We start from the raw sequence: 25961 nt of genomic DNA, 5'->3' as shown, positions 1-25961 counted from the left end.
ATCATATTGCGAAGGGAGATTGACAAAGTGAGTGTAAAATCACAATATTGGTTAACGAATGTGAAACTTGAATGTGGGTACGTATATGAGGAATCGCGAATTACAAGTACAGAAACAGAGATTTGTAGTTTGTTTATTGAAGATGGAAAGATTACGAAGATATTACCTGGAATTGTATCGGAACAAGATGGTGAAGTAGTAAATGCAAATGGTTTACTGGCATTACCGGCATTTGAAGAAATGCATATTCATATTGATAAAACGTATTATGGTGGACCGTGGAAAGCATGTACACCAGTAAAAAGTATATTCACTCGCATTCATGAGGAGCAAACTATTCTTCCGAAGCAATTAGAAACTGCAAAGAGTAGAGCGGAGAAAATGTTGCAATTACTTCTTGAAAATGGAGCGACAAATATTCGCACACATTGCAATATTGATCCTGTAATTGGTCTTGGGAATTTAGAAGCAACGATTGCGGCACTGGAAACATATAAAGATAAGTTATCAGCAAAAATCGTAGCATTCCCGCAACACGGTTTGTTAAGAAGTAATTCCGTAGGGCTTGTAAAAGATGCTATGCGTATGGGAGCTCATTTAGTAGGTGGAGTAGACCCAGCTACGGTAGATGGTAATATTGAAAAATCATTGAATACAATTATGGATATTGCGGTAGAGTTTGATTCAGACATTGATATTCATTTACATGACGCGGATCAACTCGGAACATTTACAATGAAGAGATTAGCTGCATTAACAGAAGAAGCAGGGTGGCAAGGAAGAGTTACGATTAGTCATGCTCTTGGACTTGGAGATGTATCTGTAGAAGAAGCGGAGGAAATGGCTGAACGACTTGCGGCATTAGGCATTGATATAACATCAACAGTTCCGATTAGTAGACATGTAATTCCAGTTCCGCTATTAAATCGTAAAGGTGTAAAAGTTTCACTAGGAAACGATAGTATAACTGATCATTGGTCTCCATTTGGAACAGGAGATATGTTACAAAAGGCAAATTGTCTAGCGGAGAGATTTCGATGGATTGACGAGCGCTCTTTAGGGAAAGCACTTCAGTTTATTACGGGCGGAAAATCTATATTAGATGATCAAGGAAATCGTCAATGGCCAAAAATTGGGGATGAAGCAAATATCGTCTTTACAGAAGCGTCATGTTCAGCCGAGGTAGTAGCAAGACAAACAGAGCGCTGTGCTGTTTTATATAAAGGAAATGTTGTTGCTGGTAGTTTGCAAAAATCGGCTATAAATAATCTTGTTTGAGAGGATGATTGAAATGCAAAATGTGTATTGGTTAACGAATGTACGATTAGAAACAGGTTACAAGTTTAATAATGAAGTAGTTACAGGTACAGAAACAGCTTTGCATCATTTACTCATACAGGATGGAAAGATTGAAAAAATTGTGCTTGCGGATGTACCGCTTCAAACAGAATATGAAACGAAAGATGCGAAAGAATTGCTTGTTCTTCCATCGTTTGTGGAAAATCATTTTCACCTTGATAAGACAAAACTTGGTGGCCCATGGGAAGCGTGCACACCAGTAAAAAATATTATTGAGAGATTAGAGTTAGAACAGCAGGAGTTACCAATTTTAGCTCAAACAACTGGAGAGAGAGCAGAGTTATTACTAAGAAACATTTTAAATGCTGGTTCGACTCATATACGAACGCATGTAAATATTGATCCGTATATCGGTCTTAAAAACTTAGAATCTGTCCATCAAACTTTAGAGAATATGAAAGGTGCGTTTACATATGAAATCGTAGCATTCCCGCAGCACGGTTTACTTCGTACAGAAGCGCATTCTCTTATGAGAGAAGCCATGAAAATGGGCGCAACTCTAGTAGGTGGTGTAGATCCAGCTACTGTAGATAATAATATTGAAAAATCACTTTTTGATATGATGGAAATTGCTGTAGAGGCAAATGCAGATGTTGATTTGCATTTACATGATGCAGGGCATTTAGGTATTTATACAATTAAAAAATTAGCTCAACTTACAGAGGAGGCTAATTGGGACGGACGTGTTGCGGTCAGTCATGCGTTTAGTCTAGGCGATGTATCTAAAGAAGAAGGAGCAGATATGGCAGACTTATTAGCTGAGAGAGGAATGTCTATTATTACGACAGTACCAATTAACAGAAATATGCCGCCAGTACCATTGCTTACAGAAAAAGGCGTTTCCGTTTCTTTAGGTTGCGATAGTATGTTTGATTCATGGGGACCATTTGGAAATGCTGATATTTTTGAAAGAGTAGGGCGTTTAGCAGAAAAGTATCGCTGGATTGATGAGAAGTCTTTATCTTCTTCTTTAGCGTATATTACAGGTGGAAAAACGCCATTGGATCAAGAAGGAAATCAAGTTTGGCCTAAAGTAGGAGATAAAGCTGATTTCGTCTTCTTACAAGCTACTTGTTCAGCAGAAGCGATTGCTAGACGAGCAAAGCGACCAGCCGTGATGAAAGATGGGAAAATAGTAGCGGGTTCCTTGCAACATGTTCAAGGAGTATTGATTTAATTTACGTATCTCCCTAATTTATATATATTTTTTCAAGGGTTCCTAATGAAAGAATAGGAATCCTTATTTTTTACGAGAAAAGGAGGGGAATAGGTGACACGTACATATATATTACTGTTTATATGTGTAGTAGTTTGGGGGAGTAATTTTATATTTGGTGCGATTTTAGTAAATACATTCCATCCGGTGTTGTTAACGACACTTCGCTTACTATTTATTAATTTGTTTTTTTTAGCGTACGCTATTATGTGTAAGAAAGACTTATATATAGAAAAGAATGAAATGAAAAGTGTATTATTAATTGGGATCATAGGTGTCGCAATTAATCAATGGTCTTTTTATGAAGGGTTACAAACAGCAGATCCAACAACAGCTGCGCTAATATTAGCACTTACCCCTGTTATGACTTCTATTCTAGCAGTATTTATTTTAAACGAACCGTTAACAGCTAAGTTAGTAATAGGAGGAGGGATTGCTACTTTTGGAGTGTTTTTTGTAATTGGTGTTGGGCAGAGATTCTTCTTTTCAGAAGGGTTAATATGGATTTTTATAACGATGCTATCTTTTTCTTTATCTATCGTTTTAATTCGGAAATTGGGGAACAGAGATGATATGTTTTTTATTACATTCTTTTCTTCAATTTTTGGTTTTTTAATCATGCTACCGTTTCTTGCTCTTACCTTTTCTCACATAACGTTGAAATACTCTATAGAGAGTTGGTCGCTTCTCATTGTGACGGCAATACTTATGCATGGAATTTGCACATTGGTTTGGAATAACCAATTGAGAAAAGTGCAAGCATCAACAGCAGCCGTGTTTTTAAATTTAGAACCATTCGTTACGATGGTGGTAGGTTATATTATATTGCATAAAAGTGTAACAGCCATTCAAATAATTGGAGCTGTTTTTATCGTTTGTGGAGTTTATATTGCAACATTTGGATACGGGAAGAAATCGAAGGGACAAAAAGTGTTGTTTCGAAAAGCTACGTAATAGTATAGCGTGTATTTCTGTGTGAAATGTATGGAAGGATGAAAAATTTGGACAATCAACATAATCAAAATCATATTATGGGAACTTTGCAATGGTTTATATTTTTATTAGCGAATTCAATCGCACTACCCATTGTCGTTGGCGGATTATTTCATCTTACGATGGAAGAAATATTTTATTTAATGCAGCGTACGTTTTTTGTAGTTGGTATATCTTCTTTTTTACAAGGGTGGCTTGGACATAGACTACCAATTGCGGATGGGCCAGCTGGATCTTGGGTTGGCGTATTTACCGTACTTGCTTATGCAACGGCCGGGCAAGATCAATTACATAGTACGTTGCAAATTTTAGAATTAGGAATGATAATTTCCGGTGTTGTTTTAATAGGATTAGGAGTAACTGGTTTTATCGGACGTATTTTATTTTTATTCACGCCGCTTGTGACAGGAACGTTTTTACTTTTGTTATGTTTACAATTAAGTGGTGTATTTCTAAAAGGGATGCTAGGAATTACTGCTACTGTTTCTCAAATTGATGGATTTACAGTGATAATCGCGTTTAGTATATTTTTGTTCGTTATTATACTGTCTAATTTTGGAAAAGGTTTTGTCAAAAGTTACGCAGTTTTAATAGGATTAATTAGTGGGTGGGTTCTTTTTCTCATTGCAGGAAAAGTGACGATTCCATCTCAAGTAACTCATTTTGTGCAACTTCCACAAATATTTGCTTGGGGACTTCCGAAATGGAATACAGGTATGGCTGTATCAAGTTTCGTTATGGTATGTATTTTAGTTTCTAATACAGTGGCAGCAATTATAGCGATCAATCAAGCTACCATTCAAAAAGCGACTATTGAACAGAAACAGTTGAAGGATGGTACGTGGGTTGGAGGGATTTCGCACATCATTTCTTCTGTATTTTCAACTGTAGGTGTCGTACCGTTACCAGCAACGGCAGGATTTATACGTTTAACGAAACAAAAATATATACGATCGTTCTTACTAGCATGTATGTTACTAGTCGTAATGTCGCTGTTTCCGAGTATTATTCGTTACTTAGCATCGTTGCCATCCGCTGTCGCATCTGCGGTTTTAATGGCTTCGTTCGTACAGCTAATTGGAATTGGATTTCATAATATAAAACAAGTGCCAATGAGCGAAAGGAATGTAACGATTTTAGGAGTTGCTGTATTATTTGGAAGCGGTGTTATGTTTTTACCGTCTGGAGCACTCCAATCACTGCCGTCTGTGATGCAATATATATTCGGAAATGGTTTGTTCGTAGGTACAGTTGTCAGTATATTACTAGAACAAATATGGCGTACTGAAAAGTGAGTGGATACAAAGAGTGTCTGCACTGTATAAAAGTCTAAAATAACATGTGAAATAAAGCCCATTTTCATTCACCACCCGCACATTTCGTTCATACAATATCTTGACTAAATAAACACCCAACTTACACATACACGGCTCTGGCTTAAGCAAGGAGGGTTATACCAGTTGAAGGAAAAAGCGTATCAATCTAAACCGTTACTCACAAAGAGAGAGAGAGAAGTATTTGAATTACTGGTTCAAGATAAAACAACGAAGGAAATTGCAGGTGAACTTTTTATCAGTGAAAAAACAGTACGCAACCACATCTCAAACGCAATGCAAAAGCTAGGAGTTAAAGGACGTTCACAAGCAGTTGTTGAGCTTCTTCGCATGGGAGAGCTCGAACTATAAAAAGAAAGCCGACTTTTATATGAAGAGTCGGCTATTTTTCTGTTTATATTTTGAACTTAAAAAGGTATCTCAGACTTTGAGAAGGAAGATATGTTTAAGAAAGAAACATTAAAAATAACTACTTTAGAACATGATGAGGCATTCAGGTTAGGTATCTTTGTCATTTATGAATAAGAAGGTGCAAATATGAAGTTGTATTTTAAGGATATGGAGATAGGGGAAATTAAAGGTGTTTTCGGAGACATGCCATGGATGTATGGAACAATTCGTCTATATGAAAATAGTAAACCGTTCCAAAAATATTTTCGTGAGATGGTAGACGAAGATAGTGGATTTGATTTTGAAAGCATAGATCCTGAATTGTTATATGAAGAAAATTGGTCTATTTTTGATGAGGATGATCAGCGATATTTAGGAATTGATATACCTGCTATTCATATGGAGGATACAACGATTGCGTGGCGTTGGAGATAAAAGCTATAGGTTGTGAACATCTTCGTACGAAAGAATTCAAATGATAGCAACAAGCTGACCTTTTGTATAAAAGTCAGCTTGTTGTTATCGTTTTTTTTTCGCTTGCTATATGAATGATAAGAACACTCCATACATAAATAGGTAGTAAGGAGGGGATATGTTGAAAAGGATATTGTTAGTTTCAACAAGCGCTCATGATATGAATGGACACCCGACTGGTTTGTGGCTGGAAGAGCTCGCAGCTCCTTATAATGTATTTAAAAAGGCTAAGTTCGATGTTGATATTGTGTCGATAAAGGGTGGTAGAGTACCTATTGATAGAGTTTCTATTCCGAACGGGATACCTCGTGAATTTAAGCATGTTGCTTCTTTATTGCAAAATACGAAGCCGATCTCAACGGTTCAGTTTTCGGATTATGATGCGGTTTTATTTGGCGGTGGGCACGGAGCGATTGTAGATTTTCCAGGTAATCCATATGTTGCAAATTTGATTGAGAATATGTACAACAATAACAGGATTGTAGCAGCTGTTTGTCACGGCGTAAGCTCTTTAGTCGGTGTGAAAAATAAAGATGGCTCGTTTTTTGTTGCCGGTAAGCGTGTAACAGGTTATACGAATGATGAGGAAAAAGCTGTACATTTAGAAAAGCGAGTGCCGTTTTTATTAGAAAGTAAATTGAAAGAAGAAGGGGCTTTGTTTTATGTTGCTCCAAAATTCACGCCACATGTCGTAGTAGATGGGCGTTTAATTACAGGGCAAAATCCACAGTCTAGTATGGGAATAGGGAAAGCTATAAGAAGAGCTGTAAGTAAATTATAGAAAAAGAGCTCGTTACTCATAAAGGTAGCGGGCATTTTTTCTATAGTATAAATGCCTCTTAAACTAAAAAGATGTATTGAGTATAATGACTTCATTTATAATTAATCTTGAATTTGCTATACTATTTTGTATGGACAAAAGGGGAGGCTCTTTTAATGAGAAAAGTTGCGTGTGCAAATACTTATATTAATAAAATAAAGCCCGTTATTAGAAAAACGAGTTTTAGCCAATTGAAAATAGATGAAATTGCGAAGTATATGGATATTAGTAAAGCTACTTTATATAAACGTTTTTCTTCAAAAGATGAGATTATTGAAGCTGTGGTAGAAGATTTTATGAACTACCTTCTTGAAGGAGATGCGGATAATCAAGATGAAAGTATGTCTTTTGCAGAGCGTTTCCAAAAGACGTTTATCCATTCTTTAAAATGTGTGACATATATTTCTGATGTCTTTTTACAAGATTTGAAAGAGGCATATCCGCACTTATCTGATCGGTTAGTTGCTGCACAACAAAATCGTAATCATAATTTGCAAATGTTTTTTGAAGCTGGTATGGAACAAGGCTACTTTAATAAAATGAACGCACAATTATTTATGGTGCAAGATGATGTGATGTTAAGACGTATTATAGATCATTCTTTTTGTATTCAGTACGATATTACGTTAAAGAAAGCGATACTGGATTTTTATGAATTGAAGAAGTATCAACTTTTTAAACCAGAGTATATAGAAGCAATTAATGATTCTAAAATTGAAAAAGAAGTTATTGCTATTTTGCAAATGATTTCGTGAAAAAGCAGATTTTCCTATAGTAATGGAAAATCTGCTTTTTTATTACATGTTATTTTTTTGCGTGTTGTAATACTAATTCAGCTACTGAACCACCTGAAGCTGGGTTTTGACCAGTGATAACACGATTATCTTCTACAGCGTAAGCTTCCCAAGGATGCACAGCTTTTTCGTAAAGACCTCCATTTTTAATGAGTTCATCTTCTGTTAAAAATGGAACGAATTGATCCAATTCAACTAGTTTTTCTTCTTCATTTGAGAATCCTGTTACTTTTTTACCACTAATTAAGCGTTCCCCGTTATTTAGTGTGATATGAAATAAACCAGCAGCTCCGTGACAAACAGAGGAGACGATTCCGCCATTTTCATAAATGTTGCGGCTAATCATTTGAAGTTCTTTATTTTCTGGGAAGTCCCAAATTACACCGTGACCGCCTGCGTAATAAATCGCAGCGTAGTCTGCTGGATTCACTTCACTCGGTTTCATTGTAGAACCGAGACGATTCATAAATTCTTTCTTTTGATACCATTCCCAATCGATGCTCTCCGCCATTGCTAAACTATGCGGATCAATCGGTGTATAACCACCTTGTGGACTGACATAATCTACTTCGTAACCAGCTTCTTCAACTTTTTTAACGAAATGGACAGCTTCACCAAGCCAAAGCCCAGTCGCTCTATTTAAATTTGGATATTTTTCTACGCTCGTTAATACAACTAACATTTTTTTCTTCATCATAATCCTCCTATAATGTTTCTTCTATATAAAAGTTCTTTATTTACTTAATTTTATGAAGTTAGAAATTGCAAATTTGAATAACCATGTCAGTCCTCCTTATATCGGATTCGAAATTAGTGTATAACAACCTTTGAACAAAGTAAACCAAAAATACTAAATTAGTTTACTTTGTATATTTTTCGTTGACAAACTGTAATGCTGAAACTATGATAGTTCCATGAATATCGAATAATATACATGCTTCGTTTCGAATTCAGTTTGTCGCGCGATAAATTTATACATTTGATGAAGTTGTTTAGTTGTGATAGCGGAGCTAAACAACTTTATTCTTCATTTACAGTTACTACAATCAGGAGAGGTGTTACACATGGGGAAAGATATAAGCAACCATTCAAAATGGTTTGTTTTCACATTATGTTTTATCGTTTTATTAGGACCGATGAATGCGGTTTTATTTAATGTAGCGTTAGAAGATATTGCTAATGATTTATCCATTAGTCAATCGAAAGTAAGTTGGGTTGTAGTAGGGTATTCCTTAGTTGTCGGTATTGGTTCGATGATATATGGGAAGCTGGCGGATCGTTATAGTGTAAAAAAACTATTAATTATTTCAATTATTATATTTGTAGCGGGTTCTATTATTGGATTTATGAATCAATCTTATGCGATTACCATTCTTGCAAGATTAGTGCAGGCGAGTGGGGGCGCGGCATTTATTGCGCTTAGTATGATTGCAGTGGCAAAATTAGTTGTTCCTGATAAGAAGCCTGGTGCGTTAGCGATGATTAGTTCTTCTATTGCATTAGCGATAGGTATTGGTCCTTTAGTTGGCGGGGCTATTACAAATACATTAGGGTGGCCATATTTATTTTTATTTATGGTTATTTCAGTAGTTGGGATTTTCTTGCTTATAAAATTTATGCCAGAAGAAGCGCAGCATACGGATGAAGCGTTTCATTTTGATTACATTGGAGCGGTGTTATTATTTGCGTTCATTACGACTGTTTTATTAGGTGTAAATATTAATATTTGGCTATTTGTGTTATCGGTAGCTTTCTTATTTTTATTCACAGTTCGTATGAAGAACGCGGAGTATCCATTTATTCATATTGAGTTGTTTACAAATAAACCATTTCTTCGTTTAATAGCGGTCGGATTTATAATGAATGTGGCGCTATGTGCTAGTTTATTATTATTACCATTGCTGTTAGGCAGAGAACACGGATTGTCTCCATTTGTTATCGGAATTGTTTTGTTTGTTGCATCAATCTTTGGGATTGTATCTAGTTTTATTACTGGGAAAATTGTCCCTTCGTTTGGAAATGTGAATATGATTTATGTAGCGTCTGTCATTATGATCGTTGGCTTTTTAATTTTAGGGCTTATTCCGAATGGGAGCTTAATTGTTATTTTAGTGGCGATTATTTTAACATTTATGAGTTATTCAGCCATTCAAGTATCAGTAAACACATTTATACCGAAAACATTACATCCAGCTAAAGTTGGAGTCGGTCTTGGTCTATATAATTTAATTAACTTTTTCGGTATGGCATTTGGACCAGCTGTAGCGAGCAAAATTATGGAATCTACAAATAGTTATCGTTTGAATTTTATTTTAATTGTCATGTTAATTTCTGCTCATTTCTTCTTATTAATAGGAATGTCTTCTTTCCAAAAAAAGATGGAGCAATAAATACGCATTTTATATAGAAGAAACCGACTTTCATATAGAAGGTCGGTTATTTTTCTATCTTGCAAATTATGAAAAAAAGGAGCAAAATAAAAAAGGTCCTAGTCTATACAGGTACAAATGAAAATTTTCATACAGAAGCAGTTTAAGTTAGCGAACTTAAAGTGTGTAAAATATAATGATAAAATAAGATGATGAATGAGAAAATGGGTGATGAAGTTGAATAGAGCAATCGGTGTTATCGATTCAGGAGTTGGCGGTTTAACAGTAGCGAAGGAATTAATTCGTCAGTTGCCGAAAGAACGTATTATATATTTAGGGGATACGGCACGTTGCCCTTATGGTCCACGTTCTCGAGAAGAAGTGCGTCAATTTACGTGGGAAATGACGGAGCATTTACTAGATTTAAATATCAAAATGTTAGTTATTGCGTGTAATACAGCAACTGCGGTTGTATTAGAAGAGATGCAGAAACAATTACCAATTCCAGTGGTAGGAGTTATTCACCCAGGATCACGTACAGCTTTAAAAGTGACAAACACGTATCATGTTGGGATTATTGGAACGATTGGAACGGTGAAAAGTGGTGCATACGAAGAAGCGTTAAAGTCTATTAATAACCGTGTTATGGTAGAAAGTTTAGCGTGTCCGCCTTTCGTTGAGCTTGTAGAGAGTGGAAATTTTGAAAGTGAAATGGCGTATGAAGTTGTACGAGAAACGTTGCAACCGCTGAAAAATACTGATATTGATACACTTATTTTAGGTTGTACACATTATCCAATTTTAGGTCCTGTTATTAAAAAAGTAATGGGAGATAAAGTACAACTAATTAGTTCAGGTGATGAAACAGCGCGCGAAGTAAGTACAATTTTATACCATAGTAAAATGTTGAATGAGGGAGAGGAACAAAGTGATCATCTCTTCTTAACGACAGGAAAAATAGGCCTATTTAAAGAAATTGCATCAAAATGGTTCGGTCAACCGATTGAAAATGTGAAACATATTCATTTAGAAAAAGAATAATAGTAGAATCTATATAAGTGAACTCCTGAGAAATCAGGAGTTTTTTGTTTATTCCACTGATTAAAGTTTTACTTTATAAGGAGTACAGCTAGTTCTAAAACATGAAACAGCTCGTATACATAATAGTACAAACTTAGATTTTAGGGGGGAATGGCATGCCTAAATCCACTTTTAAATGGGTTGTTGGTGCTACTGTGAGCGCTGTTTTACTAACAGGGTGTGGCTTTATAAATCAGGAGAAAGCAACGGAACAAATTGATCCGCCAAAACAAGTTACGTATACAGAGGGTGGAAAGAAAGAAGTAGCTAAGAAAGATAAGCAAGGACAAACGGTAAATAGAGAACTATACCTTGTTGATAAAAATGGTTATGTTGTACCGCAAACGTTAGCTATACCTACTCCGAAAGCGAATGAGGTCATTCAGCAAACGTTAGAGTACCTTGTGAAAGATGGACCGGTAACGAATTTATTACCGAATGGGTTCCGTGCAGTCATTCCAGCGAATACATCGATGACCTTAAATTTGAAAAAAGATGGGACGGCAGTCATTGATTTCTCTAAAGAAATGAAAAACTATGCAAAAGAAGAAGAGCGTCAAATGGTTGAGTCAATAGCGTGGACGTTGACGCAATTTAAAGAAATAAAACAAGTGCAGTTCCAAATAAATGGTGAGAAATTGGCGAAGATGCCTGTTGGTGGTACACCGCTTGGTGAAGGGGTGAGCCGTGATAATGGTATCAACTTCGATGATGAACAAGTAGCGGATGTAACAAATACAAAACCGGTTACACTTTATTTTATGGCACAAAATAATAATAAGCAGCAATACTACGTACCAGTAACACGCCGCGTTGTAGAAGGAAAAGAAAATGATTACGCAGCAATTATAGATGAACTTGTAAAAGGACCGATTCATCAATCGCTTCTGAATGATTTTAATCCAGGAGTTAAGCTGATTACGAATCCGAAGTTACAAGATGGAAATCTTACATTAAACTTTAATGAAAATATATTTATAAACCCAGATAAAAATATGGTTTCAAATTACGTATTGAAGTCGTTAGTTTTATCTTTAACAGAAAAGAAAGGCGTGAAAAGTGTTTCTATTGAAGTAAATGGTAAAGCGAATCTTATAGATGAAAAGGGCGGAAAGTTAATAAAACCTGTCGATCGTCCAGAAAACGTGAATACAGGTAGTTTTTAATCTTCAATAATTTGATATACTTAAGTAAGAAAGGGGAATTGCTTTTTGGGTTCCTCTTCTTTTATTGTATACATATCATACATTTAAATTTGGCTATACTAACAAGTAGTTATGAGGAGGTTATTTTTATGCGAGTAGATGGTAGAGAGAAAACAGAATTACGCCATATACATATTCATACGAATTATTTAAAAAATCCAGAGGGATCAGTATTAATTGAGGTTGGGGATACAAAGGTAATTTGCTCAGCGACAATTGAAGAGCGTGTCCCACCGTTTATGCGTGGAGAAGGAAAGGGCTGGGTAACAGCTGAATATGCGATGATTCCACGTGCAACAGAACAACGTACAATAAGGGAATCAAGTAAAGGGAAAGTAACAGGACGTACAATGGAAATCCAGCGCTTAATTGGACGAGCTTTACGTGCGGTAGTTGACCTAGAAGCACTTGGTGAAAGAACAGTTTGGATTGATTGTGATGTTATTCAAGCGGATGGTGGAACGAGAACTGCTTCTATTACAGGTGCATATGTAGCAATGGTATTAGCGTTTGAGAAGTTATTACAAGCAGAAAAAGTATCTAAAATTCCAGTAAAAGATTATTTAGCAGCAACGTCAGTAGGAATTGTTGAAGAGCAAGGTGTTGTTTTAGATTTAAACTACGTAGAAGATTCTAAAGCAGACGTTGATATGAACGTAATTATGACTGGAAAAGGTCAGTTTGTTGAAGTGCAAGGAACTGGAGAAGAGGCAACGTTTAGCAGAGCGCAGTTAAATGAATTACTTGATGCTGCGGAACAAGGTATCTTCCAACTAATTGACATGCAAAAAGAAGCGTTAGGTGACATCGTATCTCATATAGAGTAGAGGTGGAAAGTATGAAACAAGTTGTTGTAGCGACAAAAAATATGGGGAAAGTACGTGAATTTGCTGAGTTATTTGAGCGATTTGATTTAGAAGTAAAATCATTACACGATTTTCCTCATATTGAAGAAGTCGAAGAAACTGGTGAAACATTTGAAGAAAATGCGATCTTAAAAGCGGATAGTTTGAGTAGACAGCTGAATGCGATCGTAATTGCGGATGATTCAGGTCTTATTGTAGATGCTTTAAATGGGAAACCAGGCGTGTATTCAGCTCGTTTTGCTGGAGAGCCGAAAGATGATCAAGCGAATATTGATAAAGTGTTACAAGAATTAAATGACGTAGCGTTTGAAAAGCGCAAAGCTCGTTTCTACTGTGCATTAGCAGTGGCTTTCCCTGAAGGTGATAAAAAGCCTGTCATTGTAAACGGGACGTGCGAAGGGTATATTTTAGAGCAACGCCGCGGGGAAAACGGCTTTGGATATGATCCGATTTTTTATGTAGAAGAATATAAAAAAGCGATGGCGGAACTAAGTTCAGATGAGAAAAATGCCATTAGCCACCGTGGACGTGCTCTTCGTAAGTTAGAAGAAAAAATCCCTGAATGGTTTTTAGGAGAATAAGGGAGAGAGATTGATGAAAGCTTTAATCGTAAGCGATAGTCATAGCTCCGTGAAGGAATTACAGCAGTTGAAAGAGAAATATGAAGGAAAAGTAGATGTCATGATTCATTGCGGTGATTCAGAGCTAACGCCTGCTCACGAAGAGCTGCAAGGTTTCCATGTTGTAAAAGGAAACTGTGATTATGCTAACTTTCAAGACGAGATTGTAACTGATGTAGATGGTATTCGTTTCGTCGTTGTGCACGGACATCGTCATAACGTGAAAATGACATTACAAACATTAGCGTACCACGCAGAAGAGGTAGGGGCGCAAGTTGCATGCTTCGGACACTCTCACGTATTAGGTGCGGAATTAATCGACGGCGTTTTATTTATTAATCCAGGCAGTATTTTATTGCCACGTCAGCGTGTAGAAAAGACATTTGCTTTATTAGAAATGGATGAAAACCAAATGGAAGTTCGTTTTGAAACATTAGACGGACAACTAGTTGAACAAGCAGTTTTTAAAAGAGGATAAGAAAAATTATCCTCTTTTAAAAAAGGTGTTGACTTTATGTATGGTTATACATATAATAAATATTGTCGATAGGGCAACAGCGCTAACGAAGAAAAATAAAATAACATATGCGGGTGTAGTTTAGTGGTAAAACAAGAGCCTTCCAAGCTCTGGTCGAGAGTTCGATTCTCTTCACCCGCTCCATGTCCCAGTAGCTCAGCCGGATAGAGCATACGCCTTCTAAGCGTACGGTCGGGAGTTCGAATCTCTCCTGGGACGCTAAAAAAACCTTGTTATCTTTTGATAACGAGGTTTTTTGTTTAAAAATTGATGTATGTGCAAGAAGTGTAAAAAATATAAAGTAACATATGATAATTATTATATACAACAGATTAAAGTGCATTAAGAAAAGAGCGCCATTTATGTGCCCTATTTCTCTTGTTTAATTTAAAGAATCAATAGGCTTATGATGGAACTTAAATCCACATCTGTATTATCCCAATTGTTCACTTAGAATGTTATAAAACTTTTTACCATTCTAGTACGATTGAGCAGCCGTTATCGGAACTTATCTCCGACAGTGTGTTACAATTAATAGAAGCGGAAAACGAGAATCTCCAATTGACTGGACGTGTGATCGGTTGGACAGTTTAAGAAGGTTGTATAAAAAAGGGAGATGGCGCAAAGATGGCGAGATCAAATGAGAATGATTTAACGGAGAAATTGGCAGAAGGTCACCGGAAATATGGTGATGGCAACTTTACAGTACAGAACATCGGTGATGAAACTAACCCAGATTGGACTGTCATAAAAAATGTGAGGAAGGGATCGGCAGGCATTCGTGAAGGAGAAGATATATTAAGACTGCGATCAAAATATATAAAATAGTGCGGAAATGGGCGGGCCGAGAGTTCGAACCTCTCCTGGGACGCTAAAAAAACCTTGTTATCTTTTGATAACAAGGTTTTTTGTTTGTTTTAAATTAATTATTAATAAACTTCTCAAATACAAAACCATAATCTTTCACGTTATATTGTTTCTTCGTATCAACGAGCCAGTTAAAGGCGATCTCGTTCATTTCTTTAAATTGTTCTGCTAAATTTACTTGTGCGTTTGAAATACGGCTGAAAGCGTTAGATGCCATATCTAGACTTTTATGTGCATACTGCAATGTAATATCGTTGTCGTATGAGATTTCTTCTATTTTAAGTAAAGCTTTATATAAATCTTTTAATTCTTCAATATGTTTTTTATGAACATCAATTGAATAATGCTCATCTCCCATTTGAAACTTAATTTCTACATCTAAATCAATTGTTCCCGCAGTTTCAAGTGCTACGTTTTTAATTGGATATTTACTATAGCTAAAGCGGCGTAGTGTACGTTTTTTACTTGTTGCGCTTGTACCATCTAAGTGGAGTAATCCTTTGTTTGTGAAACAATATTCATCTGATTTGGATTTAATTAGAAAATAAATTTTCTCCCCGTCTTCATGCATCACGTAATCATCAGCATCAACTTTATCGTAATCTTTCGGTGTAATGACAGACCCTACATCACTTAGTCCTAATACATCTGCAGCCATTTTTTTAAACATACATAATCCCCCTTTTAAATTCTTGATTGTACAAAAATATATTAACACGATTTCAATAAAGTGTTTTCTTATAATTGAAAACATTTGAAGGTAAGTTAGGGAAAGTAACGAACATTTAGTAAATCTATTAATTTAAGAATGGCTCCTCCGAAAAATAATCAAGAGAAAAAAGTTAATTTTGCAAGTGATTATAGAGAAATTTCGTGAAAACCTCTCAAGTAATATGAGGTTTTTTTCTATCCATTTTGAAATCTTACAATTCTGTAAGGTAACTGTAAGGAAGTTCGATGGTAACAAATTGCTAATCCTCTATAATGAAGGTAACAACGATAAAACGAGGAGGAAGAACTGATGAAAGGGTTAATCGTAACAGGTTTAACAGTTGCTTTTGGATTTGTAGCGTATGAGAAATTAACGTATGTAGTTGATGTTGTAAAACATTTAATCGCTTAGTAAAAAAACTGCCATGAGAGGGAAAGGGAATGAGTGAATGAATGGAATGGTTATTTGGAATTATAGGTACTTGTAGTGTAGTGTTATTGTTCTTTGTCCCGAGTGGTATACTTAGTTCGACAACGAGTTTGTTCTTCTTAAGTTTGTTTGCTTGTACGATGCTTATTATTATGTTTTTAATGAAGCGAAGTAAACCAATCTTCTATTGTAGCATGATTGTTATGGCAATTATTGTTCTCCAAATTATTACCCTTGTTATATACCCCACTATTATAAAAGCTTTCCATTAATGATGAATCCTCTGCTTTAATTGCTGAGGATTTTTATTTGCGCATTTTTAATTTTTAGTAAGGATTTGTTTATATTGAAATATAAAAATTAAATATTTCCATATTTCAAACAAAGGGTTTTGGGATGTTGTGTTCTTATTACTCATTTGATATATTTACTTTAAAGATAATTAAAATCTAGAAAAAGAGGCGGACGTATGGATAAAAAAGAAAATACGGTCGTATTGTTTCCGCAACTATCAGAGCGATATATTGATGAAGGTTTTTTAGCACTGAAAGAGCGGAAATTCGAAGATGCATTGCGCTGCTTTGAAATATTACGTCAGTATAATGCAGAAACGGAACAAACGGAACTCGCTTCTGTTATTTGTTTGTTAGAATTAAAACATATGGAAGAAGCGAAAGACAAATGTGAACAGTTACTTGAAACAGGAGCTGTATTATTTGGTGATATTCTTGAAACATATGTGACGATTTTAGTTCAAACAAATGATTATGAAGGTGTCATTGAAATCGTTGAAAAGGTTTTGCAAACGAAAGATGTAATGCCTGAGCAAAAGGAAAAATTAGCACAGCTCGCTTTATTTGCAGAAGGTATGTTAAGTGAAGTAGATACGTCACTAGTCGATTCGAATTTTGAATTGGATGAGTTTACTAATGAAATGTTTGGAGAAAACTTTGGACAAAAGCTAAGAGCGATTCAGCAACTTTCGTTAAAAGACTTGGATCTTGCATTACCTATTTTAAAGAAATTTTTAATAGACGAAAAACAGCACCCTTATTTGAAAACTTCTATTTTATATAAAATGATAGAAAATCAAATAGAAGAAGAGATAGAGGTAGAAAAGTTTGGAAATACGATCAAGGTGATTCCAGCATTTACAGGTCATAATGAGGAGCAATCCGATAACATTATACATACATTATCAAGCCGATTAGAGCAAAATTATCCCGATATATTTGATGCGATGGTTACATATTGGAAAGAATTGCGAATTAGCGTTTTCCCATTCGCTCTATTAATGGATAAAGTGGAGATTTGGGCTGCTGTTTTAGAGAGAATTGGAAGAAAGCGTTTCGGATTGACTATTGATGAAGAAGAGCTTATGACAGCGTATAATATTGAATTAGAAGAGTTTCATATTGCCTATCAATGGTTATTACGTGTTGAAAGAGAAGGATATTTGCCCGTATAATTATGAAAAAGAATCGTTCGGTTCTTGAAACGAGCATATTCTATGTTATAATGTAAGGGTTGCAAAAGGCAGAAATCTGCCTGTTTGTAAGAGAAGAGAAGTGTAATTCTCTTACTTAATATGTTTCATATTATTCTCGAACAAAATATACCGTAGTTGTCTTTTAGACAATTAGTAGATTGGAACATTATATCTGAAAGCTTTTGCTAGAGGATTATTTGTACTTTTGTTATTTCAAAAAAGAGATAATGAAGATTTTAATCTATAGAGGTATGTGCATACATTATTATAGTTGGAGGGAAAGAATAAATGGCTACAAAATGGGAAAAATTAGAAGGTAACGTAGGCGTTTTAACAATCGAAGTTGATGCTAAAGAAGTAAACAACTCTATCGACGCTGCGTTCAAAAAAGTAGTACAAACAATCAACGTACCAGGTTTCCGTAAAGGAAAAATGCCTCGTCCGTTATTCGAACAACGCTTTGGTATCGAATCTTTATATCAAGATGCTATAGATATCATCTTACCAAAAGCATACGGTGAAGCGATTGATGAAGCTGGTATCTTCCCAGTTGATCATCCTGAAATCAACATCGAGAAGTTCGAAAAAAATGCTAACCTTATCTTCACTGCAAAAGTTACAGTGAAACCTGAAGTTAAATTAGGTGAGTACAAAGGTTTAGCAGTAGAAAAAGTTGAAACAACTGTAACTGACGAAGATGTAGAGAACGAATTAAAATCTTTACAAGAGCGTCAAGCTGAACTAGTTGTTAAAGAAGAAGGAACTGTTGAAAACGGTGATACAGCTGTAATCGACTTCGAAGGTTTCGTTGATGGCGAAGCATTTGAAGGCGGAAAAGGCGAAAACTATTCTCTTGCAATCGGTTCTGGTACTTTCATCCCTGGTTTCGAAGAGCAAGTAATTGGTCTTAAATCTGGTGATTCTAAAGAAGTTGAAGTTTCATTCCCAGAAGAGTACCACGCTGCTGAATTAGCTGGTAAACCAGCTACATTCAAAGTAACAATTCACGAAATCAAAACAAAAGAACTTCCTGAGTTAAACGACGAGTTCGCTAAAGAAGCTGACGAAGAAGTTGCAACTCTTGATGAATTAAAAACAAAACTTCGTACAAACTTAGAAGAAGGCAAAAAGCACGAAGCTGAGCACAAAGTACGTGACGAAGTAGTAGAATTAGCTGCTGCTAACGCTGAAATCGAGATTCCAGAAGCTATGATCGACACTGAGTTAGATCGTATGGTTCGTGAATTCGAGCAACGTTTAAGCCAACAAGGTATGAACCTTGAGCTTTACTACCAATTCACAGGTACTGACGCTGACAAGTTAAAAGAGCAAATGAAAGAAGACGCTCAAAAACGCGTAAGAATCAACCTTGTTCTTGAAGCTATCATTGAAGCTGAAAACATCGAAGTTACTGAAGAAGAAGTAACTGCAGAAGTTGAAAAAATGGCTGAAATGTACGGTATGCCAGTAGACGCTATCAAGCAAGCTCTTGGAAGCGTAGACGCTTTATCTGAAGACCTTAAAGTGCGTAAAGCTGTAGACTTCTTAGTAGACAACGCTGCATAATAAAATAACAAGGCGCGATTTTAATCGTGCCTTGTTTTATAAATATAGAAATATATTTATAAAACTTTTCGATGAAGAAGGAAAACTTCCTTTACAAGTCGAATATACATATTTCAAAAGTTTTAAAATTTTTTTATTTGTACATAACTAGTCATATTATTTGTATTTCTCGCCACGTAGTGACATAATATGTATTTACATACGATACATTTATCGTGTACATACGAAGGCAAGAGGTTAGCACTTTGTAAGGGGTGTGAAAATATGTTTAAATTTAATGATGAAAAAGGTCAATTAAAATGTTCTTTCTGTGGTAAAACACAAACGCAAGTTCGAAAGTTAGTTGCAGGTCCAGGTGTTTACATTTGTGACGAGTGTATCGAGCTTTGTACTGAAATTGTACAAGAGGAGCTTGCGAAGGACGAAGAAGTAGAATTCAAAGATGTACCGAAACCGGTAGAAATTCGTGAAATCTTAGATGAGTATGTCATCGGACAAGATAACGCGAAAAAAGCACTAGCGGTAGCGGTATATAACCATTACAAACGCATTAATTCTAACAGTAAAATTGATGATGTAGAATTAGCGAAGAGTAATATTTCACTTATTGGGCCAACTGGTAGTGGTAAAACATTATTGGCACAAACATTAGCGCGTATTTTAAATGTTCCATTTGCGATCGCGGACGCAACATCTTTAACAGAAGCTGGATATGTAGGGGAAGATGTAGAAAACATCTTACTAAAATTAATCCAAGCAGCTGATTATGATGTAGAGAAAGCGGAAAAAGGAATCATTTATATTGATGAGATTGATAAAGTGGCACGTAAGTCCGAAAATCCATCAATTACACGTGATGTATCTGGTGAAGGTGTACAGCAGGCACTTCTGAAAATTTTAGAAGGTACTGTAGCGAGCGTTCCACCTCAAGGTGGTCGTAAGCATCCGCATCAAGAGTTTATTCAAATTGATACAACGAACATCCTATTCATTTGTGGTGGAGCGTTTGATGGCATTGAGCCAATTATTAAACGTCGCCTTGGTGAGAAAGTAATTGGATTTGGTGCTGAGAAGAAAAATGCTGATGTAAATGAGAAGCATGTTTTATCTCACGTTTTACCAGAGGATCTTTTAAGATTCGGTTTAATTCCGGAGTTTATCGGTCGTCTTCCAGTTATTGCGAACCTAGAGCCGCTTGATGAAGATGCTCTTGTAGATATTTTAACGAAACCGAAAAATGCACTTGTTAAGCAATTCCAAAAATTATTGGAGCTTGACGATGTTGAGTTAGAGTTTGAAGAAGGTGCACTAGTTGAGATTGCGAAAAAAGCAATTGAACGTAAAACAGGTGCTCGTGGACTTCGTTCTATTATTGAAGGCTTAATGCTTGATGTAATGTTCGAACTTCCATCTCGCAAAGATATCGAGAAGTGTATTCTGACGAAAGAAACAGTAGCTGATAATGAACCGCCGAAATTGGTGTTACAAGACGGTACTGTACTTGATACAAAAACATCTGCATAGTGCGAAGAAGAAACAGCAATTTTTATAATTGCTGTTTTTCTTTATGTTTAGCTATGTTCCTCCGCGGAAATACTAAATGATAAAACATTGCGGGAGGAAATAAATTATGAGCTGGACAAATATATTTTTACTTGTTCAACTTGTTTTTGGTGTAATTGTCGGATTGTATTTTTGGCATTTACTTCGAAATCAGCGAACACAAAAAGTTTCAATTGATCGAGAATCGAAAAAAGAATTAGAACAGCTTCGTAAAATGCGTGAGATTTCTTTAACAGAGCCGCTTGCGGAAAAGGTACGCCCTACATCCTTTTTAGATATTGTAGGGCAAGAGGACGGAATTAGGTCGTTAAAAGCGGCTCTTTGTGGTCCGAATCCGCAACATGTAATTATATATGGTCCGCCAGGTGTCGGGAAGACAGCGGCAGCACGTCTTGTATTGGAAGAAGCGAAACGCAATCCGAAATCTCCATTTCGTACGAATGCAACATTTATCGAACTTGATGCGACGACAGCAAGATTTGATGAACGTGGTATTGCAGACCCATTAATTGGTTCAGTCCATGATCCGATTTATCAAGGGGCAGGTGCAATGGGGCAAGCGGGTATCCCACAGCCGAAAAAAGGGGCTGTAACAGATGCGCATGGTGGTATTTTGTTCATTGATGAGATTGGTGAATTACATCCAATTCAAATGAACAAAATGTTAAAGGTGTTAGAAGATCGGAAAGTATTTTTGGAAAGTGCGTACTATAGTGAAGAAAATTCGATGATTCCAACGTATATACATGATATTTTTCAAAAAGGTTTGCCCGCCGATTTTCGCTTAGTTGGGGCGACGACACGTTCGCCAGAGGAGATTCCTCCTGCTATTCGGTCACGCTGTTTAGAAGTGTTTTTCCGTGAGTTAGATACAGAAGAGATTCAAAAAGTAGCGAAGAATGCAGCTGATAAAGTGGAAATGCAAATGGGTAAAAATGGTATTGAAATGATCGGGATGTATGCAAGAAATGGACGAGAAGCGATTAACCTTGTACAAATTTCTGCTGGTATGGCAATAAATGAAGAACGTTCTTTCATTAAAGATGAAGATATAGAGTGGGTTGTTCACTCTAGTCAACTTACACCGAAATATGAAAAACGTATTTATCCTATTCCGAGAATCGGTCTTGTAAATGGACTTGCTGTATACGGACCAAATACAGGCGCGTTATTAGAAATTGAAGTAACAGCAATCAAGGCGAAAGATAAAGGATCGGTAAATGTTACCGGAATTGTAGAAGAGGAAAGTATTGGTAGTCAAACGAAATCCATTCGCCGTAAAAGTATGGCGAAAGGTTCTGTAGATAATGTATTAACAGTACTTCGTTCTCTAGATGTGTTGCCAGAAGGGTACGATATACATATTAATTTTCCAGGTGGTATCCCAATTGATGGGCCTTCGGCAGGTATTGCTATGGCAACAGGTGTATATTCAGCAGTGCATCGTACGTATGTGAGTAATGAAGTAGCGATGACCGGTGAGATAAGTATACATGGGGAAGTGAAACCTATTGGTGGTGTGTACGCAAAAATAAAAGCCGCGAAAAAAGCAGGTGCTAAGAAAGTCATCATTCCTGCTGAAAACATGCAACCGTTTTTGTATACAATAAAAGGAATTGAAATCATTCCTGTTCGTAAGTTAAAAGAGGTATTTGAGCTAACATTTATGCAGGAAAATATGCATCGAGACCTTGATATACATACTACTGTAGACGAAACAGATGCACAATCAATGTGAGAACGAACGATAATAAAATTTGCCAGACTTCGTTTAAGTTTGTATGCTTAAGCGGAGTCTTTTTTCCTTTTTAAAAGGGAGAAAAAATGAGGGATTTACAATTGTGGAAAATCTCTGCAATTGCATCTAGATGTATTGTAATATAAAATAGTTGAACAGGAGTTTAATTTATTATGGAGGTGCTATGTCTAGTATGAATACGAATGAAAGAATCGTACCCCTCCTACCATTAAGAGGCGTTCTCGTATATCCAACGATGGTTCTGCATCTTGATGTAGGACGTGATAAATCGATACAAGCACTAGAGCAGGCGGCAATGGATGAAAATATCATCTTTTTAGCGATGCAAAAAGAAATGAATATCGATGATCCGAAAGAAGATGACATATATAGTGTAGGTACAGTGGCGAAAGTGAAGCAAATGTTAAAATTGCCGAACGGTACGCTTCGTGTCCTTGTAGAGGGTTTACATAGAGCTGAAGTAGTAGAGTTTATCGAAGAAGAGAATGTAGTGCAGGTTTCTATCAAAACGGTAACTGAAGAAGTGGAAGATGATCTAGAAGAGAAAGCTCTTATGCGTACATTACTGGAGCATTTCGAACAATATATTAAAGTTTCGAAAAAAGTTTCAAATGAAACATTTGCAACGGTAGCTGATGTAGAAGAGCCAGGAAGATTAGCTGATCTAATTGCTTCTCACTTGCCGATTAAAACGAAGCAGAAACAAGAAATTTTAGAGATTGTATCTGTGAAGGAACGATTACATACACTTATTTCAATTATTCAAGATGAACAAGAGTTACTTAGTTTAGAAAAGAAAATTGGACAAAAAGTAAAACGTTCAATGGAGCGCACGCAAAAAGAGTATTTCTTACGTGAGCAAATGAAGGCGATTCAAACTGAACTTGGTGATAAAGAAGGTAAGGGCGGGGAAGTTGAAGAACTTCGTGAGAAAATTGAACAGTCGGGAATGCCTGAAGAAACAATGAAGGCTGCACTGAAAGAATTAGACCGTTATGAAAAATTACCAGTAAGTTCTGCGGAGAGCGGTGTTATTCGCAATTATATGGATTGGTTATTAGCACTTCCATGGACTGAAGCGACAGAAGATATGATTGATCTTGCTCATTCAGAAGAGATTTTGAACAAAGATCATTACGGTCTTGAGAAAGTGAAAGAGCGCGTACTCGAATATTTAGCTGTACAGAAATTAACGAATTCATTAAAAGGACCTATCCTTTGCTTAGTAGGACCTCCTGGGGTCGGGAAAACTTCGTTAGCGCGTTCGATTGCAACATCATTAAATCGTAATTTTGTCCGTGTATCCCTTGGTGGTGTACGTGATGAATCGGAAATCCGTGGTCACCGTCGTACGTACGTTGGAGCGATGCCAGGACGCATTATTCAAGGTATGAAAAAGGCGAAAACAGTTAATCCAGTCTTTTTATTAGATGAGATTGATAAAATGTCTAACGACTTCCGTGGAGATCCATCAGCGGCATTACTTGAAGTGTTAGACCCAGAACAAAACCATAACTTCAGTGATCATTACATTGAAGAACCGTATGATCTATCGAAAGTTATGTTTGTAGCAACTGCGAATACACTTTCAAGTGTTCCAGGTCCGCTGCTTGACCGTATGGAAATTATTTCGATTGCTGGCTATACAGAACTTGAAAAAGTTCACATTGCCCGTGAACATTTATTACCGAAACAATTAAAAGAGCATGGCTTACGAAAAGGTAATTTACAAGTACGTGATGAAGCACTTCTTGAAATTATTCGTTATTATACACGTGAGGCTGGTGTTCGAACACTAGAGCGTCAAATCGCAAAAGTTTGTCGTAAAGCAGCAAAAATTATCGTTACAGCAGAACGCAAGCGTATTGTAGTAACAGAGAAAAACATTGTTGATTTACTTGGTAAGCACATATTCCGTTATGGGCAAGCCGAAAAAACAGACCAAGTTGGTATGGCAACAGGGTTAGCCTATACAGCAGCAGGCGGTGATACACTTGCGATTGAAGTGTCTGTAGCGCCAGGTAAAGGGAAATTAATTTTAACAGGTAAACTTGGGGATGTTATGAAAGAATCCGCACAAGCAGCGTTTAGCTATATTCGTTCTCGTGCAGAAGAGCTTCAGATTGATCCGAATTTCCATGAGAAAAATGATATTCATATTCATGTTCCAGAAGGAGCAGTTCCAAAAGATGGACCATCAGCAGGTATTACGATGGCAACGGCACTTATTTCTGCACTAACAGGTATTCCTGTAAGTAAAGAAGTGGGGATGACAGGTGAAATTACACTTCGTGGTCGTGTATTACCAATTGGTGGTTTAAAAGAAAAAACATTAAGTGCTCACCGCGCAGGCTTAACAAAAATTATTTTGCCAGCAGAAAACGAGAAAGATTTAGATGATATTCCAGAAAGCGTAAAAGAAAACCTTACGTTTGTGCTTGCATCTCATTTAGATGAAGTATTGGAGCACGCATTAGTAGGAGTGAAACAATGAAAGTAACAAAAGCAGATATTGTAATTAGTGCTGTTAAACCAGAACAATATCCAGACAGTGATTTACCAGAAATTGCATTAGCAGGTCGTTCAAATGTCGGGAAGTCTTCCTTTATTAATAAAATTTTAAATCGTAAAAAGTTAGTACGTATTTCTTCTAAACCAGGGAAAACGCAAACGTTGAACTTTTTCTTAATCAATGAGATGATGCATTTTGTTGACGTTCCAGGTTATGGATATGCGAAAGTATCTAAAACAGAGCGCGCAGCATGGGGCAAGATGATTGAGACTTACTTTACAACACGTGAGCAATTAGACGCAGCTGTATTAGTAGTTGATTTACGTCACCAACCAACAAATGATGACGTGATGATGTATGATTTCTTAAAGCATTATGAAATCCCAACAATTATTATTGCGACGAAAGCCGATAAAATTCCGAAAGGGAAATGGCAAAAGCATTTAAAAGTTGTAAAAGAAACGCTTGCTGTTGAAATTGGCGATGAAATCGTTCTATTCTCTTCTGAAACAGGACTTGGAAAAGAAGAAGCGTGGAAGGCAATTCATAGAATGACAAAAACAAAAAACGCGTGACGAATGTCGCGCGTTTTTTTATTTACTAAATTTTTTATCTTACGTTTAATGTAACCTCAATATTACCTCTTGTTGCTTTTGAATAAGGACATACACCGTGAGCGGCTTCTACAAGTTCTTGTGCTTCGGCATGAGAGACGCCAGCAACATGTACATCAAGTACAGCAGATAGGCCGAAACCACCATCTGTATCTTTTCCGATAGAAACGTGAGCAGTTACTTCTGTGCTTTCTACTTTCACACGTTTTGTACGAATGACAAGTTGTAATGCACTATCAAAACAAGCGGCATAACCAGCAGCAAATAGTTGTTCTGGATTTGTTGCCTCTCCGCCTGCACCACCTAGTGCTTTCGGCATTTTTACATCAAGATTTAATATGCCATCATTTGAAACTACTTTTCCGTTTCTTCCACCTGTGGCAGTTACTGAAGCAGTATATAATTTATCCATG

Annotated in this window: 25 protein-coding genes and 2 tRNA genes; 24 read left to right on the top strand and 3 right to left on the bottom strand. The window is 36.4% G+C overall.

The window, feature by feature from the left end; all coding sequences use genetic code 11:
* Positions 1 to 27 precede the first annotated feature (27 nt).
* From J0835_RS22030 to J0835_RS21995, 8 genes are all read left to right on the top strand, one after another.
* Positions 28 to 1278, top strand: a complete 1251-nt coding sequence (locus J0835_RS22030; protein ID WP_087982207.1) for an amidohydrolase family protein — start codon at positions 28 to 30, stop codon at positions 1276 to 1278.
* A gap of 13 nt (positions 1279 to 1291) precedes the next feature.
* On the top strand, positions 1292 to 2536 hold the full coding sequence (locus tag J0835_RS22025; protein ID WP_140386893.1) for an amidohydrolase family protein: 1245 nt from the start codon (positions 1292 to 1294) through the stop codon (positions 2534 to 2536).
* 93 nt (positions 2537 to 2629) lie between these two features.
* Positions 2630 to 3529, top strand: a complete 900-nt coding sequence (locus tag J0835_RS22020; protein WP_087982203.1) for a DMT family transporter — start codon at positions 2630 to 2632, stop codon at positions 3527 to 3529.
* 38 nt (positions 3530 to 3567) lie between these two features.
* A complete protein-coding gene (locus J0835_RS22015; RefSeq protein WP_087982201.1) occupies positions 3568 to 4863 on the top strand; it encodes a purine/pyrimidine permease in 1296 nt (431 codons plus the stop codon).
* Positions 4864 to 5028: 165 nt separating this feature from the next.
* Entirely contained in the window at positions 5029 to 5253 is a 225-nt protein-coding gene (gene gerE / locus J0835_RS22010; RefSeq protein ID WP_000659484.1) for a spore germination transcription factor GerE, read from the top strand.
* A gap of 186 nt (positions 5254 to 5439) precedes the next feature.
* Positions 5440 to 5727, top strand: coding sequence for a hypothetical protein (locus J0835_RS22005; protein ID WP_087982200.1), 288 nt, complete (start codon positions 5440 to 5442; stop codon positions 5725 to 5727).
* Positions 5728 to 5884: 157 nt separating this feature from the next.
* Positions 5885 to 6547 carry a type 1 glutamine amidotransferase domain-containing protein gene (locus J0835_RS22000; RefSeq protein ID WP_087982198.1) on the top strand — a complete coding sequence of 221 codons (663 nt, stop codon included), beginning with the start codon at positions 5885 to 5887 and terminating at the stop codon, positions 6545 to 6547.
* A 155-nt stretch (positions 6548 to 6702) separates the two neighbouring features.
* A complete protein-coding gene (locus J0835_RS21995) occupies positions 6703 to 7341 on the top strand; it encodes a TetR/AcrR family transcriptional regulator (protein ID WP_087982197.1) in 639 nt (212 codons plus the stop codon).
* A gap of 49 nt (positions 7342 to 7390) precedes the next feature.
* On the opposite strand, the gene J0835_RS21990 is transcribed toward J0835_RS21995, so the two are convergent.
* On the bottom strand, positions 7391 to 8074 hold the full coding sequence (locus tag J0835_RS21990) for a type 1 glutamine amidotransferase domain-containing protein (protein WP_087982195.1): 684 nt from the start codon (positions 8072 to 8074) through the stop codon (positions 7391 to 7393).
* Positions 8075 to 8444: 370 nt separating this feature from the next.
* Here J0835_RS21990 and J0835_RS21985 point away from each other — a divergent pair, with 370 nt between their 5' ends.
* The 9 genes from J0835_RS21985 (at position 8445) to J0835_RS21945 (ending at position 14865) form a co-directional block, all read left to right on the top strand.
* Positions 8445 to 9770 (top strand): MFS transporter, encoded by a 1326-nt coding sequence (locus J0835_RS21985; RefSeq protein WP_087982193.1) that lies wholly within the window; start codon positions 8445 to 8447, stop codon positions 9768 to 9770.
* 210 nt (positions 9771 to 9980) lie between these two features.
* Positions 9981 to 10790 (top strand): glutamate racemase, encoded by an 810-nt coding sequence (gene racE / locus J0835_RS21980; protein WP_000774000.1) that lies wholly within the window; start codon positions 9981 to 9983, stop codon positions 10788 to 10790.
* Between the two features lie 155 nt (positions 10791 to 10945).
* Positions 10946 to 11995, top strand: coding sequence for a spore germination protein GerM (gene gerM / locus J0835_RS21975; protein ID WP_087982192.1), 1050 nt, complete (start codon positions 10946 to 10948; stop codon positions 11993 to 11995).
* A gap of 128 nt (positions 11996 to 12123) precedes the next feature.
* Positions 12124 to 12861, top strand: coding sequence for a ribonuclease PH (gene rph, locus J0835_RS21970; protein WP_001261774.1), 738 nt, complete (start codon positions 12124 to 12126; stop codon positions 12859 to 12861).
* An 11-nt stretch (positions 12862 to 12872) separates the two neighbouring features.
* On the top strand, positions 12873 to 13481 hold the full coding sequence (locus J0835_RS21965) for an XTP/dITP diphosphatase (RefSeq protein WP_076540494.1): 609 nt from the start codon (positions 12873 to 12875) through the stop codon (positions 13479 to 13481).
* A 13-nt stretch (positions 13482 to 13494) separates the two neighbouring features.
* Positions 13495 to 13998, top strand: a complete 504-nt coding sequence (locus J0835_RS21960; protein WP_000645515.1) for a metallophosphoesterase — start codon at positions 13495 to 13497, stop codon at positions 13996 to 13998.
* 109 nt (positions 13999 to 14107) lie between these two features.
* Positions 14108 to 14181: transfer RNA gene (locus J0835_RS21955), tRNA-Gly, on the top strand.
* A 1-nt stretch (position 14182) separates the two neighbouring features.
* A tRNA-Arg gene (locus tag J0835_RS21950) sits at positions 14183 to 14256 on the top strand.
* Positions 14257 to 14664: 408 nt separating this feature from the next.
* Positions 14665 to 14865, top strand: coding sequence for a hypothetical protein (locus J0835_RS21945; RefSeq protein WP_000124457.1), 201 nt, complete (start codon positions 14665 to 14667; stop codon positions 14863 to 14865).
* A gap of 94 nt (positions 14866 to 14959) precedes the next feature.
* Here J0835_RS21945 and J0835_RS21940 read toward each other — a convergent pair whose 3' ends face one another.
* Positions 14960 to 15574 carry a PH domain-containing protein gene (locus J0835_RS21940; RefSeq protein WP_087982190.1) on the bottom strand — a complete coding sequence of 205 codons (615 nt, stop codon included), beginning with the start codon at positions 15572 to 15574 and terminating at the stop codon, positions 14960 to 14962.
* Between the two features lie 494 nt (positions 15575 to 16068).
* On the opposite strand from J0835_RS21940, the gene J0835_RS21935 reads away from it, so the two are divergent.
* From J0835_RS21935 to ysxC, 7 genes are all read left to right on the top strand, one after another.
* Positions 16069 to 16317, top strand: a complete 249-nt coding sequence (locus J0835_RS21935; protein WP_001973787.1) for a hypothetical protein — start codon at positions 16069 to 16071, stop codon at positions 16315 to 16317.
* A 197-nt stretch (positions 16318 to 16514) separates the two neighbouring features.
* The gene (locus J0835_RS21930) at positions 16515 to 17513 is read left to right on the top strand and encodes a hypothetical protein (protein WP_000358261.1); all 999 of its coding nucleotides are present in this window, start codon (positions 16515 to 16517) and stop codon (positions 17511 to 17513) included.
* Positions 17514 to 17822: 309 nt separating this feature from the next.
* Positions 17823 to 19100 (top strand): trigger factor, encoded by a 1278-nt coding sequence (gene tig, locus J0835_RS21925; RefSeq protein ID WP_064474678.1) that lies wholly within the window; start codon positions 17823 to 17825, stop codon positions 19098 to 19100.
* Positions 19101 to 19364: 264 nt separating this feature from the next.
* Positions 19365 to 20624 (top strand): ATP-dependent protease ATP-binding subunit ClpX, encoded by a 1260-nt coding sequence (gene clpX, locus J0835_RS21920; protein WP_000472285.1) that lies wholly within the window; start codon positions 19365 to 19367, stop codon positions 20622 to 20624.
* Positions 20625 to 20730: 106 nt separating this feature from the next.
* On the top strand, positions 20731 to 22401 hold the full coding sequence (gene lonB / locus J0835_RS21915) for an ATP-dependent protease LonB (protein ID WP_140386892.1): 1671 nt from the start codon (positions 20731 to 20733) through the stop codon (positions 22399 to 22401).
* Positions 22402 to 22585: 184 nt separating this feature from the next.
* Positions 22586 to 24916 carry an endopeptidase La gene (lon, locus tag J0835_RS21910; protein WP_087982187.1) on the top strand — a complete coding sequence of 777 codons (2331 nt, stop codon included), beginning with the start codon at positions 22586 to 22588 and terminating at the stop codon, positions 24914 to 24916.
* Positions 24913 to 25509 carry a ribosome biogenesis GTP-binding protein YsxC gene (gene ysxC / locus J0835_RS21905; protein ID WP_000869124.1) on the top strand — a complete coding sequence of 199 codons (597 nt, stop codon included), beginning with the start codon at positions 24913 to 24915 and terminating at the stop codon, positions 25507 to 25509. The genes lon and ysxC overlap by 4 nt, the downstream gene beginning before the upstream one ends.
* Positions 25510 to 25543: 34 nt before the next feature.
* Here the strand turns inward: ysxC and J0835_RS21900 are convergent, their stop codons facing one another.
* On the bottom strand, positions 25544 to 25960 hold the full coding sequence (locus J0835_RS21900; RefSeq protein ID WP_000359786.1) for an organic hydroperoxide resistance protein: 417 nt from the start codon (positions 25958 to 25960) through the stop codon (positions 25544 to 25546).
* Between the last annotated feature and the right edge of the window lies 1 nt (position 25961).

The organism is Bacillus cereus group sp. Sample62 (assembly GCF_036851315.1).
Classification (GTDB): domain Bacteria; phylum Bacillota; class Bacilli; order Bacillales; family Bacillaceae_G; genus Bacillus_A; species Bacillus_A wiedmannii.
Note: the sequence above shows the minus strand (reverse complement) of the source record. Positions and strands in the feature narration are given on the sequence as shown.